This is a genomic window from Agrobacterium genomosp. 13 str. CFBP 6927 (genome assembly GCA_900012615.1).
In the GTDB taxonomy this organism is placed as follows: Bacteria; Pseudomonadota; Alphaproteobacteria; order Rhizobiales; family Rhizobiaceae; genus Agrobacterium.
Genome location: LT009756.1, coordinates 384,095 through 400,081 on the forward strand (window position 1 = coordinate 384,095; position 15,987 = coordinate 400,081).

A 15,987-nucleotide genomic window follows, 5' to 3' on the forward strand; every position below is an offset into this window, starting at 1 on the left:
ATATCTCAGTATGTTGTATCGTGAATGCGGTTCCCTTCACCCGCTCCAGCGACTTTTCCAGCAATGATGTTCAACGTGTATCGCGCAAGCGAAAGTCAGACGTCGAGTTGGGACAAAATGGCCGCAGCGATGTCAGGCGGCTCTTGAGACTTCACTTGCATTTTAATCGAAACACTCGACTCTTCGGCTGGTTTGGAGGAGGCGATATACTGGACGGAACTGTCTGCCAGATCGTCGCTATTCAATGCCACGACCTGCGCCGCAGTCATGGCGGCAATCTGGCCTGGAGTGAAGACCGCCGCCTGGGAGGCAGTCAAGGTGGCGAGCGCCCTGGTGGTCAATCCCGAGATCGCGCTCGAACTCAAGCTGATGACTTGCTCGGTGGAAAACGCGGCGAGGTCGTCTCCGCCGAGCGCAGCTGCCTGCATTGTTTTAAGGGCACTGACCTGTGAGGTTGACAGCGCTCCGATTTGCTCTGCACCCATCGCCGCCACCTGGCCGTAGCTCAGCGACGTGACCTGGCCTGTCGTCAGGGCGCTGATCCCTTGAGATGGTAGGGACGCTATAACGTTAGTGGACAGGCCTCTGATCGCTGTCGGGTTGATCGCGGCGAGTTCCTCGGTCGAGAAGGTTGCCAGATCCTCCATCGTCAGCCCCGCAAGTGCGGCTGAACTCAATGCGGCAATCTGGCCGGTGGTGAGTGCCTGGATCTGCTCCTTGCTGAGAGCGCCGATCTGGTCGCTGGTCAAACCGGCGACGCCTGCCGTACTCAAGGACGCAACCTCAGTGGAAGACAGTGTGGCGAGAAAGTCCGCAGGCAATCCCTTTATTGCGCTCGAGCCAATCGCAGCGAGCTTTGCCGGCGAGAAGGTTTTCAGCACGGCCGGAGATAGTCCCGCAAGTGCATCCGAACTCAGCGATGCTATGTGGCGGGTGGATAGTGCTTCGATCTGCTCAACGCTCAACGCACCGATCTGTGCGCCGCTGAGACCCGATGCAGCCTGAGCGTTAAGAGCTGCTATCTGGGTTGCCGAGAATGAGACGATGTGGGCAGGATTAAGCGCCGCGATCTGTCTGGAGGTGAGGGCGGTGACTTGGGCATTGGTCAGAGCGTTCAGTTGACCGTTGGTCAAGACGGCGACCCGCCCGGTGCTCAGTCCACTGATGCCATCCGTGCTTAGTGCTGCTATTTGCATTGCCGTGAGCGATACCATGGCCTCCGTCGATAAGCCCGAGATCGCATTCGAGCTGATTGCAGCCAGCTCGGCAGTGGTAAACGTGACCAGATCATCGGCACCGAGGGCAGCGATCTGTTTCGAATTGAGCGCACCGATCTGGGCACCGGTCAAAGTCTCAACCTGATCGCTGCTGAGCGCCGCAATCTGATTGCTTGTAAGGCCCGTCATGCCTGCCGTGCTGAGCGCGGCGATCTGGGCAGTTGAAAGAAAAGCGATGTCGTCCGTGCCCAGAGCCGCAATCTGTTTGGAGGTCAGGGCGCCGATTTGCGCATTGTTCAGGGCGCCCACCTGATCGGTATGGAGGGCGTCAATTTGCTCGGCGGTCAGGCTTGCTATTGCTGTCGTGCCCAGCGCTGCGATCTGCGCTGCAGTCATCGAAGCGATCGTTTCCGTCGACAAGCCTGGGATCGCATTTGAACTGATTGCGGCCAGCTCCGAAGCGGTGAAGGTGTTCAGGTCATCGGCACCGAGGGCCGCGATCTGTTTCGAGCTAAGTGCGCCGATCTGAGCACTGGTCAGAGCCGCGACCTGATCGGCGGTGAGGGAAGCAACCTGATTGGAGGTCAGGCCCGTTATGCCCGCAGCGCTGAGAGCGGCGATCTGGGATGCCGAGAGCGAGACGATATCGTCCACGCGCAACACTGCAATCTGTCTGGAGGCGAAGGCACGGATTTGGGCATTGGTCAGGACGTTCACCTGGCCGCTGGTCAAAGCGGCAACCTGCCCGGTACTCAGTCCGCTAATACCAGCCGTACTTAGGGCGGCAATCTGCGCTGTCGTCAGAGAGGCTATGGCCTCCGTCGATAAACCCGGGATCGCATTGGAACTGAGTGATGCAATATCCTTGGTCGAGAACGTTGCAATTTTGTCTGTGCTCAAGATCGCTATCTGTTTTGAGTTGAGAGCGCCGACTTGCGCGGTGGTCAAGGCCTCAACCTGGGCCGTACTCAAGGCGGCGATCTGCGCAGTGCTTAGCGCACCGGCGCTTTGCGTATTCAGAGCTGATATCTGGCTTGCTGCCATGGAGGCTATGGTCTCGGTTGATAAGCCCTGGATCGCATTTGAACTGATCGCGGCAATATCCTTCGTCGAAAATGTTGCTATGTCGCCTGTGCTCAAGACCGCTATCTGTTTTGAACTGAGAGCGCTGACCTGTGCGGGGGTCAACGCCGCTATCTGAGCCGTACTCAGGGCGGCGATCTGCGCTATGCTCAACGCACCGACGCTTTGCGTATTCAGCGCAGCAATCTGCGCTGTCGTCAGCAAGGCCATAGTCGTCGTCGATAATCCCGGGATCGCGTTCGAACTGAGGGCACCAAACTCCCTGGGTGTGAATGTCGCTAAATCGTCCGTCCCCAGCGCCGAAATCTGTGTGGCATCGAGGTTGACGATCTGCGCCCCTGTCAGGGCGCTCGCCTGACTGGTGCTGAACGTCGCCAGCTGCTGGGTGCTTAGTCCCTTAATGCCTGCGGCGCTCATGGAGGCGACCTGGGCTTTTGAAAGAGCCGCTATATCGTCTGTGCTCAGGGCCGCAATTTGCGTGGAGTTCAGGGTGGCCATCTGCCTGACCGATAGACGCGAAATCTGATCGGGGCTCAAGGCGGCTATCTGACTGGCCGAAAGTCCCGCGACGCCAGAGGTGCTCATTGCTGCGATCTGGGCCGCGGAAAGCGATGCTATTTGATCCTTGCTCATTGCCGCAATTTGCGTCGGGTTGAGAGCCCCAATATGGAGGGTGGTCAAGGCCGAGAACTGATCGATACTCATTGCCGCGATCTGGTCGGCGGTCAGACCCTTGACGCCTGATGCACTCAACATGGCGGTTTGGCTGGTTGACAGAACTGTAACATCGCTGCCCAAGGCGGCGACTTGCGCCGAACTCAAAACTTTCAGCTGTGTTGCGGAGAGAAGGCTGACCTGATTGCGGTTCAGGGCTTCGATCTGGTCGGCCGTCAGGCCTGTAATCGAACTGGTGCTCAGGGCGGCGACCTGATCTTTGGTCAACGCGGCAATAACATCCATGTTCAGGCCCGGCATGGCTTTATTTGTGATCGCTGCAATATCGTCGGTCGAGAATGTCGCCAATTGCTCCATACTCAAGGCCGCGAGTTGCACCGAACTCAGTGACCTCACCTGTGCCGAGGACAGGGCCTCGACCTGATCGGTTCTCAAGACTTCTAGTTGATCCCCTGTCAGGCTTGCGATCACGCTGGTGCTCAGGGAGGCAATCTGGTCGGTCGACAGGAACTCGATCTGCCCGGTATTCACGGCCTGGAACTGCGCCGCACTAAGGGCGCTCAGCTGGGCCGTCGTCAATGCTGCGATCTGATCATCGGTAAGTGCGGCGATCGCCTCCGTACCCAGGCGGAGTATCGCTTTGCCCGTGATAGCCGCGATATCGGCCGTCGAGAAGGTCGCGATATCCTCGGCTCCAAGGGCTGTAATTTGCGTTGCACTCAGCGCCATCACCTGTGCCGGCGATAAGGCTTCCATCTGGCTCGTGGTTAAGGCTGCGACCTGTGTCGCTTTGAGTGCGGCAATCTGAGCCGTCGTCAATGCGGTGATCTGGTCGGTGCTCAAGACTTCGATCTGATCGGCCGTCAGGCTTGCAACTGCGCTTGTGCTCAGGGCAGCGGTCTGATCCGGGGTAAACCTTGCGATCGCCTGCGTGCTCAGGCCCGGTGCGACCTTGCCCGTAATCGCTGCGATGTTGGCGGGGGAGAACGTTGCTATGGCATCTATGCTTAGGGCCGCGAGTTGTGCAGAACTTAGCGCCATCACCTGTGCCGGTGACAGGGCGTCGATCTGGTTGACGCTTAGGGCCGCGACCTGTGTCGTTTTGAGTGCGGCGACCTGAGCCACCGTCAACGCGGCGATCTGATCGATATTTAGGGAGGCGACAATATCTGTGCCCAGGCCTGGTACGGCTTTGGCCGCGATCGCCGCAATATCGGCGGTCGAGAAGGTCGCAATGTCCTCCGCGCTCAGGGCAGCAAGCTGCGTCGCTTTAAGGGCGCTCACCTGAGGCGCCGTCAAAGCCTCCGCCTGATCTGCCGTCAGGGCATCAATCTGCATAGTGGTGAGCGCAGAAATCTGACCCGCGCTCAGGCTTTTGATGGCGTACTGATCGAGAATGTTCAGCTGATCCAGTGTCAAACCAATGATGGTGCCTTGTGAAACTGCATTTAACTGTCGAGAGTTGAGGACTTTGACATCCTCTGCATCTAGTGCTGCGACCTGAGCCGAAGAGAGTGCTTGCATCTGGGTTGTGGAAAGCGACGCAACCTCGTCGGTTGTCCAGGCTGCGACGGCCGCTGTCGAAAGGTATTTGATCTGATTGACACTCAGGGAAGAGGTGATCGAAGTCATGTCTAGAAAATCCTAAATTTTAAATCCAATCATTCAACAGCCAAGAGATTATTTACTTGCGGTGTCCCTAAAATACATCGGCGAAAACCCATCAAGTTGCAAAGAATGACTAGGCGACCGGGCTTGTCTGAACCTGAAGTTGCTATGCTTCAGTCAGTAAAATTTTGCGATATATTTTAAAACCGCTTCGGGTACTGGCAGACTTGGCAGAGGCCAAGGAGCGCTACGCGATGCCGGAGAGTATTGGTTCTCTTGGCAGTCGGGTTAATATACGATTTAGCTTGACTACGATTAAATTGCACGTAATAGTTGATGCAGTCGTAACATGAGGGGAAGTGTTATGAGTCGCAAACTTCTTTCGGAATTTTTGGGTACCTTTTGGCTCGTCTTCGGAGGGTGCGGAAGTGCGGTTTTTGCTGCTGCTTTTCCGGAGCTGGGTATTGGTTTTCTCGGCGTCGCTTTCGCTTTCGGCCTGACGGTACTTACCATGGCCTATGCGGTTGGCGGCATTTCGGGAGGTCATTTTAATCCGGCCGTTTCCGTCGGTCTTTCAGTTGCCGGTAAATTTCCGGCGGCAAATCTTGTGCCCTATATCGTGGCGCAGGTGCTGGGAGCGACTGTCGCGGCTGCGGCGCTTTATGTCATCCTTACGGGCAAGGCGGGGGCGGACATTGGCGGTTTTGCTGCCAATGGTTACGGCGAACATTCGCCGGGCGGATATTCTCTCGTTTCGGCACTGCTGATCGAGGTCATCCTGACGGCCTTTTTCCTGATCGTCATTCTGGGGTCGACGCATGGCAGGGTTCCATCCGGCTTCGCGCCGATAGCCATCGGTCTCGCCCTCACCCTTATTCATCTGATTTCCATTCCGGTTACCAACACATCCGTCAATCCGGCCCGCTCGACCGGGCAGGCCTTGTTCGTCGGCGGATGGGCGCTGCAACAGCTTTGGCTGTTCTGGCTGGCTCCGATCCTCGGCGGCGTCATTGGCGCTGTGGTCTGGAAAATCTTTGGCGAGGAAGAGAAGGCCGGTCACGCCGGTTCTGTTCAGCCTGCGCAGACGTGAATAAGTGGCTTTGTTTTCCCGAATGGTCGGGAAAACTGCTGAGGAGGATGACATGGATCTTACTTCGATATTGGCCCAAATCGTTGGCGGTGCGGTTGGCGGCACGGCCGGCGGAAAGATACTGAAGGATTCCGATCTCGGTTCGCTCGGAAACCTGATCGCGGGCGCCATTGGCGGCATCGGGGGCGGAACCGTACTTGGATCGCTGCTCGGGACGGCGGGCACGGCGGCAGCCGGCGGCGTGGATATTGCCGCTCTTGCCGGCCAGCTCGTTGGTGGCGGTGTCGGCGGCCTGATCGTCCAGATCATCGTCGGCCTGATCAAGAACAAGCTCGTCGCCAAATAAAGTTGCCGGCCGCTTCGGTGGCGAAATCAAAGGCCTTGCCGGCGACAGGCTTCGTTCGGCAAGGCATTTTCGGATATGACGTGTCGATAGCGGCATCGCCATAGAAGCCGGAATTCATTTGCAAATTGCGGAAACGTGGCCTGAACCAGTGGGACATCTTCCGCGTGCCTTAAAAAGCGCAGGGAGGGGCTCTTTTCGGTTGTGTTTCGTCAGGTCGTCTCTCTGACGACCGGCATATGCGGTGTCTTGTTCCAGACAAAGGGTCTGGTTTTTAACTCCACCACGGCGCGCCACGCCGCAACCGACATCATCAGCCAGTAAAGTGGGATCGCCATCCAGCGCTGCCTGATCTGCTGTTTTTCGTATCGTATCATCCTGTTCCTGCCCATTAGCATGAAGATGGCGTAGCTCCCGAAAATATTCAGCGTATCGATGAGGAATAGAAGGCCCTGCCAGGAAAACAGCATATCGGCGCCATTTTCCCGGATCGCCATGGCCATGAAAGCGAAGGAAACGAACAGGAAGGGATGTGTCAGCGATGACAGGAGCATGCCGCCGATCAGCAGCTGAAAGACGATATAGGCGACCCATCCCATGTTGCGCGCGGTGGTGAAGGGGGCGCGGGTCATCACCAGCCAGCTTTGCAGCCAACCCTTGTACCAGCGCGCGCGCTGGCTCAGCCACACGGGTAGCGAGGTTGGCGCATCCTCCAGCGTCTGCCTCCGGATGACACCACAGCGATAACCGAGCCTGTGCAGCCTGAGACCCATATCGGCATCTTCCGTGACATTATAGGGGTCCCAGGCTCCCGCCCGGCGCAACACGGCCGTGCGGAAATGGTTTGAAGTGCCGCCAAGCGGCAGCGGCAGCCTGTGAGCGGCGAGAACGGGCAGCATGCAGCGGAAGAGGCCGGAATATTCCAGTGCGAAACAGGCGCTGAGCCAGGAGGCGCGGGCATTGCTGATGATAAGCGGCGCCTGCAGGCAAGCCACGTTGTCCGGCTGGTCGCGGAAAGTGGCGTAGGCTTCGCGCAATTGCTGCGGATGTGGTCGGTCTTCGGCATCGTAGACGGCGACGAATGTACCACGCGCGCCGGCGAGTGCGTAAGTCAGCGCCTTGGGCTTGGTACGCGGCAGGGACGGCGGCACCTTTATGATCTCTATATGCTGACCGGGATTTGTCTTCTGAATAGCCTCGATCGTCGCGTCGTCGTCCGCTTCGCAGACAAGCTTGATGTCGAGCCGGGATTTGGGCCAGTCCAGCCGCTCCAGCGCATTGACAAGCTGATCAACGACCGCTTCTTCGCGATAAAGCGCCACGAGAACGGTGTAGACCGGTAAATCCCCGTCCCGCTGGAGCGGGAAGACGGTTCTCCCTTCGTTTTCCCTTGGTGCGTGAACGAGCGCAAACAGCCTGAAAAGCAGGGTGGAGAGATAAAGCAGCGTCAGGGTTACATGAATATAGGCCAAGGCCGTCTGCGTATAAAACAGCAGCGACAGCACGAGCAGGGTGATGAGGACGCCACTCACGAAACCCTGCTGGCCGTGCAGCGTAATCCTGGCGGAATGCTGCGGCGCCGTGTTGAAAAGCAGCTGCCGGGTTTCCGACGAGCGGCGTGTCTCGCCGGCCTTCCAGATTGCGCTACGCATGGCCTGTGGCGTGGTGACGGCAAGTTCGTCCAGGAGATGCGGGCGTTGATCGAGCATTTCTTTCAGCAATTCCATCCGTGCCAGTTCCGGCACGATCAGAAGCACTGTTTTGCCGTTGAGCGGTGTCAGCCGCAGAAACCGTGGTTCGCCAAGTTGCGTATCCAGGTGATTAATGTCTGCTACACGGCCCGGATCGATTTCCGGGAGAAACGGCAATCGCAAAAATCTGGCAAAAGCACCGAAATAGGCATCAGAATCGACAAGGCCGCTTGCCAGTAACTCGTCTTCGATGGTCGAGTTGTTTTTCAGAGCCTGTTCTTCGAATGTGCTGATATAGGGCTTGCCAAATCCCAGCGAAGTGAGAAAGCGCGTCGGTCCCGGCTCATCCGGTTCGGGAGCGCTCCAGAGCGGATTATCGCCGATGAGCGAAAACGCAATTTTTCGTCCCGCTGGCGTCGTGCGAAACGATTCTCGTGTATACTGCCTAAAAGAATCCATGCATCGCCGCCGCCGTCATGGTAACGCCCAACTTCCTGTAACGGATAGTATAGATGAGAATGACGAATGTAACGCGGAATGTAAGTCTTGGCTTTACTTTAGCTTTCGCTTTACAATTTGTCGGTTTTTTTAGCGAAGCTCGTGCGGATGATCTGGCGAGCGGAAACCGGATGCCGGTGCTGTTTGACGCGCAGGAGCGGTTTCCGGGTGGTGATCTTTCCTCTGTTCCCCGCATCAGGTTTCTGATGTCGGTCGATTTTCCACCCTTCAATTTTACCGACCAGGAGGGCCGGCTTGCGGGTTTCCATGTCGATCTGGTGCGTGAAATCTGCGCCCAGTTGAAGGTTGAGAGCAAGTGTCAGGTGCAGGCACTGCCCTTTGACGAGCTGGAGGCCGCTCTGGAAATGGGGGAGGGCGAGGCGGTGATTTCCGGCCTTGCCACCACCGCTGACCTGCGCAAGAGTTTCACCTTCTCACGCCCCTATCTGTTGTTGCCCGCCCGTCTTGCCGTCAACAAGGCGGAAAAATTGAGCGGTTCCGGCGCTGACGCCTTGTCAGGAAAAAAGGTCGGCGTGGTCACGGGTTCCCGCCACGAACAGATGCTCAAGGCGTTTTTTCCAAAAGCCACGGCCGAAGGTTTCGATGGGTATGAACCCATGTACGAGGCTTTGAAGACAGGCAAGGTGGACGCCGTTTTTGCTGATGGCCTGCGCCTGCCCTTCTGGGTTTCGGGCAGCGCGTCCGAAGGTTGCTGCGCCCTCTTCGGCGGGCCTTATATGTCCGACAGGTTTCTTGGCGAGGGCCTTTCCATCATGGCTGTCGATCCGGACAATGTACTTGTCCCGGCCTTTGATCAGGCGCTTGCCGCACTGTCCCGCAATGGCCGCCTGGAAGAAATTTACCGGCGGTATTTCCCCTACGGGCTTTATTAGGAAAAGCGCATCCTATTTGGCGGGTGCAAGGGCCTGGTCGTTGCGCCGCAGGCGCAGAAGCGCGATCCAGACGGCGGCGGCAATGGCGGATTCCACGAGGAAATAGCTGCCGATCGTTCCCGAAATGCTGAAGAGCCAGGTGAAGACGGCGACGACGACAGAGCCGATAAGATTGCCGCTGTTCCATATCTTGGCGCGAATATCCTGCCGCCCGGATGCGCCGAGTGCTTCAAGAGCCGTCGCCGCAACCGCCATCGGCAACACCACCCAGCAAAGGACGCGGGTGATGTTCGGCAGCGAAACATATTCGTCGCCGAACAACAGGGGCAGAAAGGGCGCTATGATGAAGATCACCAGGGCGCTGCCCACTGCGATGACCAGCGCCGCCTTCAGCACATTATAGGCACGTTCTATGGTCTTTCCGATGCCCTGCAGGGCGGCGGAGGCGGAACCCGGATAGATCAGCCGGTTGAGGGCCTCCACCGAAAGGTAGGAACTGTCGAGAATACGCCGGGCTATGGAGTAGCTGCCCAGAACCTCGGCGCTGGCAATGGCGCCGAGAACGAGAATATCGGCGTTGCCGCGCACGGCCTTGAACAGGAACTGGGTGGAAAACAGGATGCCGATGCGGATTTCATCGCGCACGATCCGGAACACGGGCCTTCCCAGCCTGCCGATCGCCTTGACTGAAATCACCGTTGCAATGGCGTGGGCGGCAAGGTTCCACAGCGCCCAGGCCTCCACCGTTTCTATCTTGAAGATGAGGCAGGCAACCACGGCGGCAATCGTGCGTGCAATGGCGAACATCACTTCCAGCTTATTGGCAGAGGCGAAGTCGGAATGGGCAATGAAGCTTTGCGTGGAAAGCGAAATGACTTTCAGAAGAACGAGATTCGTCACCAGAATCACGAAGGTGGTGATGAGCGTATGCAGCAATGTTTCCGATGTCGGGAAGAAGACCGGGATCGTCACCATGCCGATGATGGTCAGCACCACGCCGGTCGCCGCACTGAGAAGATAGCTGTGGCCGAGCATGACGGGAAACATGCTGCGATCCTGCGCCACGCGGCGGATCAGCGATTCCTGCGAGCCGATGCCGCAAATCTGAACGCCGAGATTGGTGACGGCGGTGATCGAGGCATAAAGCGCGAATTGTTCGACACCGAGATGACGGGCAAGCAGGGCGAATGTCAAAAGCTGGGCGGCGCTGGACATCAGGAGAGCCCCGCCGGACGCCATGTAGGTCAATCCCAGTCTGACTAGATGGCCGAGCCGCGGCGTATTCAACGACACCTCATTCTCCATGTTTTTCCGGCATTACCGGTCGAATTCAAAAAATGACTGCCCTGCCTCTTAATATCTGGCGATGAACGCCGGCCGCCGGCCAGTCTGAATGCCGCCCGCCCGAATAAATGACAGTTTCTTCTGTCTTAGCCTTCTTGAGGTAAGAGAGGGTTAAAGCAATTGCACAATAATGATGATAATGACCGTTTATGGTTATTTGGACATGGCCCGGTTTCAACAAGGGTTACGTTGTTCGTCACAAGGCAGGCCAATGATCCGATTTTCCGTTCCTGATGCAGGCCACCATGTCGCGGCTTGCTGAGACGCAGTCCATTTCGGCGCAGGGCAATGCCATGTCCCTTTCGGGCAGTCGGCGCGACGCATTTTTTTTCGTCGGCACGATGCTCTATATCTGGATTTCCGTCGCACCTTTCGAGAATCTCGCGGCTCCGCCGGTGCCGCACGCCGCTGCAAACCAGCTGACGGGGCTGGTCATCGCGCTGATTTTGGGTGTTTTCGCCCTGCGCCACCGGTTGACGGGGTTGTTGCTGCGGCCACGCTTACCCATCCTGCTATTGTTTTTCTGGCTGGCGGTCTGCTCGGTCCTCGGCACGCAGCCTGCCACCTCGCTGCAGCGTCTGCTCTTCACGGCCATCCTGTGCTTCATCACCAGCGTCCTCGTCGTCATGCCGCGAGATCGGCGGCAGTTTGACCGGATGATGGCCATCTTCGCGGTCATCCTGCTGGCGCTCTGTTATTTCGGGGTGCTCTTTCTGCGCTCGCGTTCGATCCATCAGCCCTATGATCTCGATGAAACAGCGCTCGCGGGCGATTGGCGTGGCATCTTCAACCACAAGAATGCGGCCGCTCCCGCCATGATCATTCTTTTCATGGTCGGGCTTTACCTGCGTAATGCCTGGTCCACGGTCGGCGGCATCGCAATCACACTGCTGGCGGGTTTCTTTCTCTGGAAAACAAACGGAAAAACCGCCGCGATGCTGCTGCCTGTCACCATCGCGCTGATCTGGGTCATGGAAAGACATGCCGGCCGCACATTGCTGATGATCGGTGGCCTTCTGGCTTTCCTCAATATTCTCGCGGTTGGCTCCACCTATTTTCCGAGCATACAGAATCTGGTCGAAAGTCTGGGGATCGATTCCACCTTCACCGGACGAACGGACATATGGCGTCTGTCTTTCGACACTTTTGCACAATCGCCGATTTTCGGGCAGGGTTTCCAGGCTTTCTGGGCGAGTGACCGGCTCCTGGCGCAGGCGGATATCTCTGAAACCTGGGCAGTCACGGCCTTCCATGCCCATAATGGTTTTGTCGAAAGCCTGCTGAATGGCGGCTTGCCGGCCTTCATTCTCATCGTCATATGGCTCGTCATTATTCCTGCAAACGATTTCCGTATAGCAGTAGAAAGGGGCACTGATCCGGGATTAACCCGGCTTTTTGCAAGAATCTGGGTGTATGCATTACTTTCTTCGTGTCTTGAGAGTAATTTCTTTACCGGAACAGGGCCTATCTGGTCGTCTCTTCTGATTGCAATCTATTGTTTGAGGCATCAGGCTTACGACATACTTGAACAGGGTCAGTAATTTTGCAGACAGGCCGGGGGGCTATGTATGACGCAAAAAATCGGGACATTTGCAGACAGGATCAATAACCGGCTCGTGCGGTATTTTCCGGGACCGGCGGCGCGGATCAAGACATCCGAACCGATCGTTTCCTTCACATTCGACGATATACCGGCATCCGCCTGGACAAGCGGCGCGAGCATTTTGGAAAATGAGGGCGTTCGCGGCACGTTTTACATCGCGGGCGTCTTTATCGACAGGCATGATGATGAACAGGAGATGATCTCCACCCAAGGCTGTTCGGAACTGGCCGCAGCCGGCCACGAGCTTGCCTGTCACACCTATTCCCATCGCAAGCTCTCAAGCTTTTCGCGGCGTGGGCTTGAAGAGGATCTCGATCGCAACGACAGCGTGCTCGGATCGTTCGACAAAAGCCGGCACAGACGGAATTTCTCCGTTCCTTTCGGCATGGCCTCGCCTATCATGCAGCCGCTGCTGCGACGCCGGTTCAAGACTGCCCGCGGCATCATGCCCGGCATCAATCGGGGCAGCATCGATCCGCATAATCTTGCCGCAGTCGAACTGCGCCCTGACCCAAATTATCTCGATGCGGCGGATCGCTGGCTCGAGGATGTTTTGCAAAATGGCGGCTGGCTCATCATTTTCACCCACGATGTCTCGCCGAAGCCGAGTTTTTACGGTTGCCCGGAAGACAGGTTGCAAGGCCTTGTCCGCAGGGCGGTGTCCGGTGGCGCGAAGGTCATGCCGGTTGATGCCGCCGTAACCGCACTCGGCCTGTAAAGGGTATTGTCGGTACGATGCCCAGAGCTGCGTCGCGGAAGCGGGAGGCACATGCAGGCGTGGTTATTGGCTGGCCCAGATGATGCGGGCAATCCATTCCACGTCGGCCATGTCGAAGCTGCGGTTCGGGTGCTCTGGATTGAGCGAAAGTAGCTCGATGTTCTTGGGACTTTGCCGCGCCAGCACCTTGGCCATCACTTCGCCGTCGCGGCTTTTCAGCACCACGCGGTCACCGCGCCGCACCTGCGCGCCCGGCTCCACAATCAGGATGTCGCCATCGCGGTAAAGCGGCATCATGCTTTCTCCCTGGACCTCCAGCGCATAGACGCCCTGCTTGCGCTCGGGAGAAGAGGGGAATTCCACCACATCCCAGCCCTGACCGGCCGGAAAACCGCCATCGTCGAAAAAGCCGCCGGAACCGGCCTGCGCAAAACCGAGCAGGGGGATCGCATTCTCCGCTCCGGAGGGCTGCATCGTCTGGGTCGCCTTGCCAAAAGCATAACCGAAAAACTGGTCGACACTTGCTCCAGTCGCCTCCAGCACCTTGGAGACCGATTCGGTCGAAGGCCAGCGTTTGCGGCCATCCGGGCCGAAACGCTTCGATTTGTTGAAGGACGTCGGATCGAGACCGGCACGCTTCGCCAATGCCGAGGGTGTCAGCTCATGGCGCTTGGCAAGCGTATCGATGGCGCTCCAGATCGTCTCGTGTGACAGCATGATAGAAAGCCCGCAGGTGGAGCAGGTGGCGGAAAAGCTCCTGTCGTTTACTTCTGAAATCTAGACCATATCCGGCCCGGAGTAAAGAAAAGAAAGGAATAAAATCCTTACCTACGCCACCATGGCCGATGTGTTTATCTTCGCAAGCTGGATCACCGCCTGCGTGCGGCTGTCGACCTTGAGTTTCAGCAGGATCGCGGAGACGTGCGCCTTGATGGTGGCTTCCGAAACATTCAGCTCATAGGCGATCTGCTTGTTCAGCAACCCTTCGGCCAGCATGCCCAGAACCCGGCTTTGCTGCGGCGTCAGTGTTCTGAGCCGGCCGATGAGATTTGCCACATCCGGGTCGTTTTCCTTCTCGCCCTGGCAGCTCGCCGGTATCCAGACGTCGCCTTCCAGAACTGCGCGAATGCCCTCTCTGATATCGTCGATACCGGAGGATTTGGAAATGAAACCGGAAGCGCCGAGTTCGATGGAGCGCCGAACGGTGGTGGCATCGTCCGTTGCAGAAACGATGACGATCGGCAGGCTGGAAAATTCTGCCCGCAGCGCCATCAGGCCTGAAAACCCGCTGACGCCCGGCATGGCGAGGTCGAGAAGCATCAGATCGGCGTCGTTACGCGCTGTCGCAGCGCTTCGCGCGGCTTCGAAATCCCCGGCTTCTATGATGGTTTGCTGCCCGTCAAGACCGGATACGGCCTGTTTGAGGGCGCCGCGAAAAAGCGGGTGGTCGTCTGCTATGATAATGACAAGTTCCGACATTCTGGCCCCCTCCCAAGGGCGTTATGCGGTTCTTTCGCAGGTCTGGTACACTCCCATTTGCCGGCGGTCGAAACACTGCCAGCTCCTCCGCTCAAGGTTGCGCCAATCGGTCCCGCATTACAAGGAAAAGCTTGTGGACAGGCGGTCTTTCGGGCTCTCCGCAATAAAAATGCCGTGGAAACTGTGGACAATCTTCGAGCTTTGCGGCAAATCCCGCTGAGTGGAAAGCCTTGGAGAGCCCTATGCAGGAAACGCCCGCGATCATCTATAAAATCGTGCCGGAGACGTTATGGAGCGCGGCAAAGGCGAAGGGCGTCTTCGAAGGTGCGGCCATCGACCTGACCGACGGCTTCATTCATTTTTCAACGGCAAAACAGGCGGCGGAGACCGCCGCGCGGCATTTTTCCGGCCAGGTCGATCTGCTTCTGATCGCGGTCGACGGCGCGGCCCTCGGCGACAAGCTGATCTATGAACCCTCAAGAGGCGGCGATCTTTTCCCGCATCTTTATGCTCCGCTTCCCCTGAGTGCCGTGCTTTGGGAAACGCCGCTTTCACTCGGCCACGATGGCCAGCATCAGTTTCCGGAGATTTTGTGATGAGCGGATTATTTTCCTCGGTCGGTCGCAAGGGCCTGTTTCTCGTCGATCCGGAAAAGGCGCATGGCCTATCCATTGCGGCGCTGAAAAGCGGCTTCCTGCCCACCTGCATGGTGCCGCATGATCCGCGTCTGCAGCAGACCGTGGCGGGCCTTGTGTTTCCCAACCCGCTCGGCATGGCCGCCGGTTACGACAAGAATGCGGAAGTACCAGGGCCGCTTCTGCGGCTCGGTTTCGGCTTTACCGAAATCGGCACCGTCACGCCCAAGGCGCAATCCGGCAATCCCAGGCCGCGCATCTTCCGTCTGGTCGAGGATGAGGGCGTCATCAATCGCCTCGGCTTCAACAATGAAGGCCATGCGGCCGCTCTGGAACGTCTGAAGCAGGCAAAGCTGCGCGGCATCGTCGGCGTCAATATCGGCGCCAACAAGGATAGCGAAGACCGCATCGCCGATTATGTGCAGGGCATCGAGGCCTTTTATTCGGTCGCATCCTATTTCACCGTCAATATTTCCTCGCCCAACACGCCCGGCCTGCGTGATCTTCAGGCGCGCGAAAGCCTTGCCGCCCTTCTCGTCGCCGTGCTGGAGCGCCGCAAGGCGGAAGCTGAACGTTTCGGCAAACGTATCCCGGTTTTCCTCAAGATCGCGCCCGATCTGACCGAAGAGGGGCTGGACGATGTTGCCGAGGAGGCGCTGGCCCATGATCTCGATGGCCTGATTGTTTCGAACACCACGCTCTCCCGCGAAGGCCTGCGACCCGGCCCGCACAAGGGCGAGGCCGGCGGCCTGTCCGGCAAGCCGCTCTTCGAGCTTTCCACCACGGTTCTCGCCAAAATGCGCCGGCGCGTCGGCGGTAACCTGCCGATCATCGGCGTCGGTGGCGTTTCATCGGCGGAAACGGCGCTGGAAAAGGTGAGGGCAGGGGCCGATCTGGTTCAGCTCTATTCCTGCATGGTTTATGAGGGGCCCGGCCTGCCGTCGTCCATCGTCAAGGGCCTGTCGAAGCTGGTTGCCCGCGAGGGCGTGGAGTCGATCCGTGACCTGCGCGACAGCGCGGTCGATCGCTGGGCGGATCGCCCACTGGGTTGAGCATGATCTAAAGGGTCGAGACGGTGCGTCGGTTAGAAGGAGTGCTTCTCGTGGCGGG

Annotated in this window: 12 protein-coding genes; 7 read left to right on the forward strand and 5 right to left on the reverse strand. The window is 58.0% G+C overall.

The annotated features are described in order from the left end of the window. Window positions 1-95: 95 nt before the first annotated feature. Window positions 96-4,607: a beta strand repeat-containing protein gene (locus tag AGR13A_RS01890; protein ID WP_080833355.1), complete on the reverse strand. Its 4,512-nt coding sequence runs from the start codon at window positions 4,605-4,607 to the stop codon at window positions 96-98. Window positions 4,608-4,947: 340 nt separating this feature from the next. Between AGR13A_RS01890 and aqpZ the strand changes: the two genes are divergently transcribed. Both aqpZ and AGR13A_RS01900 read left to right on the forward strand, forming a co-directional pair. Then, window positions 4,948-5,673 carry an aquaporin Z gene (aqpZ, locus tag AGR13A_RS01895; RefSeq protein WP_080833357.1) on the forward strand — a complete coding sequence of 242 codons (726 nt, stop codon included), beginning with the start codon at window positions 4,948-4,950 and terminating at the stop codon, window positions 5,671-5,673. A gap of 52 nt (window positions 5,674-5,725) precedes the next feature. Then, entirely contained in the window at window positions 5,726-6,019 is a 294-nt protein-coding gene (locus AGR13A_RS01900) for a hypothetical protein (RefSeq protein WP_167377374.1), read from the forward strand. Between the two features lie 209 nt (window positions 6,020-6,228). On the opposite strand, the gene AGR13A_RS01905 is transcribed toward AGR13A_RS01900, so the two are convergent. Beyond that, window positions 6,229-8,166, reverse strand: a complete 1,938-nt coding sequence (locus AGR13A_RS01905) for a glycosyltransferase family 2 protein (protein WP_167377375.1) — start codon at window positions 8,164-8,166, stop codon at window positions 6,229-6,231. Window positions 8,167-8,336: 170 nt separating this feature from the next. Between AGR13A_RS01905 and AGR13A_RS01910 the strand changes: the two genes are divergently transcribed. After that, window positions 8,337-9,098, forward strand: coding sequence for a transporter substrate-binding domain-containing protein (locus tag AGR13A_RS01910; RefSeq protein ID WP_080833360.1), 762 nt, complete (start codon window positions 8,337-8,339; stop codon window positions 9,096-9,098). A gap of 12 nt (window positions 9,099-9,110) precedes the next feature. Here AGR13A_RS01910 and uppX read toward each other — a convergent pair whose 3' ends face one another. Then, on the reverse strand, window positions 9,111-10,403 hold the full coding sequence (gene uppX, locus AGR13A_RS01915; protein ID WP_167377376.1) for a Wzx-type polysaccharide biosynthesis protein UppX: 1,293 nt from the start codon (window positions 10,401-10,403) through the stop codon (window positions 9,111-9,113). Window positions 10,404-10,687: 284 nt separating this feature from the next. On the opposite strand from uppX, the gene uppY reads away from it, so the two are divergent. Together uppY and AGR13A_RS01925 are read left to right on the forward strand one after the other, a co-directional pair. Continuing rightward, complete coding sequence (uppY, locus tag AGR13A_RS01920; protein ID WP_080836438.1) at window positions 10,688-11,983, forward strand: Wzy-type polysaccharide biosynthesis protein UppY; 1,296 nt, start codon at window positions 10,688-10,690, stop codon at window positions 11,981-11,983. Window positions 11,984-12,010: 27 nt separating this feature from the next. Further along, window positions 12,011-12,763 carry a polysaccharide deacetylase family protein gene (locus AGR13A_RS01925; RefSeq protein WP_080833362.1) on the forward strand — a complete coding sequence of 251 codons (753 nt, stop codon included), beginning with the start codon at window positions 12,011-12,013 and terminating at the stop codon, window positions 12,761-12,763. 63 nt (window positions 12,764-12,826) lie between these two features. Here the strand turns inward: AGR13A_RS01925 and AGR13A_RS01930 are convergent, their stop codons facing one another. After that, window positions 12,827-13,480 (reverse strand): S24 family peptidase, encoded by a 654-nt coding sequence (locus AGR13A_RS01930; protein WP_035227555.1) that lies wholly within the window; start codon window positions 13,478-13,480, stop codon window positions 12,827-12,829. Window positions 13,481-13,591: 111 nt separating this feature from the next. Beyond that, complete coding sequence (locus AGR13A_RS01935) at window positions 13,592-14,242, reverse strand: response regulator (protein WP_035227557.1); 651 nt, start codon at window positions 14,240-14,242, stop codon at window positions 13,592-13,594. Window positions 14,243-14,484: 242 nt separating this feature from the next. Here AGR13A_RS01935 and AGR13A_RS01940 point away from each other — a divergent pair, with 242 nt between their 5' ends. Both AGR13A_RS01940 and AGR13A_RS01945 read left to right on the forward strand, forming a co-directional pair. Further along, on the forward strand, window positions 14,485-14,838 hold the full coding sequence (locus AGR13A_RS01940; RefSeq protein ID WP_080833364.1) for a DUF952 domain-containing protein: 354 nt from the start codon (window positions 14,485-14,487) through the stop codon (window positions 14,836-14,838). Next, entirely contained in the window at window positions 14,838-15,929 is a 1,092-nt protein-coding gene (locus AGR13A_RS01945) for a quinone-dependent dihydroorotate dehydrogenase (RefSeq protein ID WP_080833366.1), read from the forward strand. Before AGR13A_RS01940 ends, AGR13A_RS01945 begins: the two co-directional genes overlap by 1 nt. Window positions 15,930-15,987: the final 58 nt, after the last annotated feature.

What these genes read in the sequence shown, in the direction of transcription:
- aqpZ (WP_080833357.1), top strand. Translation starts at nt 4,948, where the DNA reads ATGAGTCGCAAACTTCTTTCGGAATTTTTGGGTACCTTTTGGCTCGTC.
- AGR13A_RS01925 (WP_080833362.1), top strand. Translation starts at nt 12,011, where the DNA reads ATGACGCAAAAAATCGGGACATTTGCAGACAGGATCAATAACCGGCTC.
- AGR13A_RS01930 (WP_035227555.1), bottom strand. Translation starts at nt 13,480, where the DNA reads ATGCTGTCACACGAGACGATCTGGAGCGCCATCGATACGCTTGCCAAG.
- AGR13A_RS01890 (WP_080833355.1), bottom strand. Translation starts at nt 4,607, where the DNA reads ATGACTTCGATCACCTCTTCCCTGAGTGTCAATCAGATCAAATACCTT.
- AGR13A_RS01905 (WP_167377375.1), bottom strand. Translation starts at nt 8,166, where the DNA reads ATGGATTCTTTTAGGCAGTATACACGAGAATCGTTTCGCACGACGCCA.
- AGR13A_RS01900 (WP_167377374.1), top strand. Translation starts at nt 5,726, where the DNA reads ATGGATCTTACTTCGATATTGGCCCAAATCGTTGGCGGTGCGGTTGGC.
- AGR13A_RS01945 (WP_080833366.1), top strand. Translation starts at nt 14,838, where the DNA reads ATGAGCGGATTATTTTCCTCGGTCGGTCGCAAGGGCCTGTTTCTCGTC.
- AGR13A_RS01910 (WP_080833360.1), top strand. Translation starts at nt 8,337, where the DNA reads ATGCCGGTGCTGTTTGACGCGCAGGAGCGGTTTCCGGGTGGTGATCTT.
- AGR13A_RS01935 (WP_035227557.1), bottom strand. Translation starts at nt 14,242, where the DNA reads ATGTCGGAACTTGTCATTATCATAGCAGACGACCACCCGCTTTTTCGC.
- uppY (WP_080836438.1), top strand. Translation starts at nt 10,688, where the DNA reads ATGTCGCGGCTTGCTGAGACGCAGTCCATTTCGGCGCAGGGCAATGCC.
- AGR13A_RS01940 (WP_080833364.1), top strand. Translation starts at nt 14,485, where the DNA reads ATGCAGGAAACGCCCGCGATCATCTATAAAATCGTGCCGGAGACGTTA.
- uppX (WP_167377376.1), bottom strand. Translation starts at nt 10,403, where the DNA reads ATGGAGAATGAGGTGTCGTTGAATACGCCGCGGCTCGGCCATCTAGTC.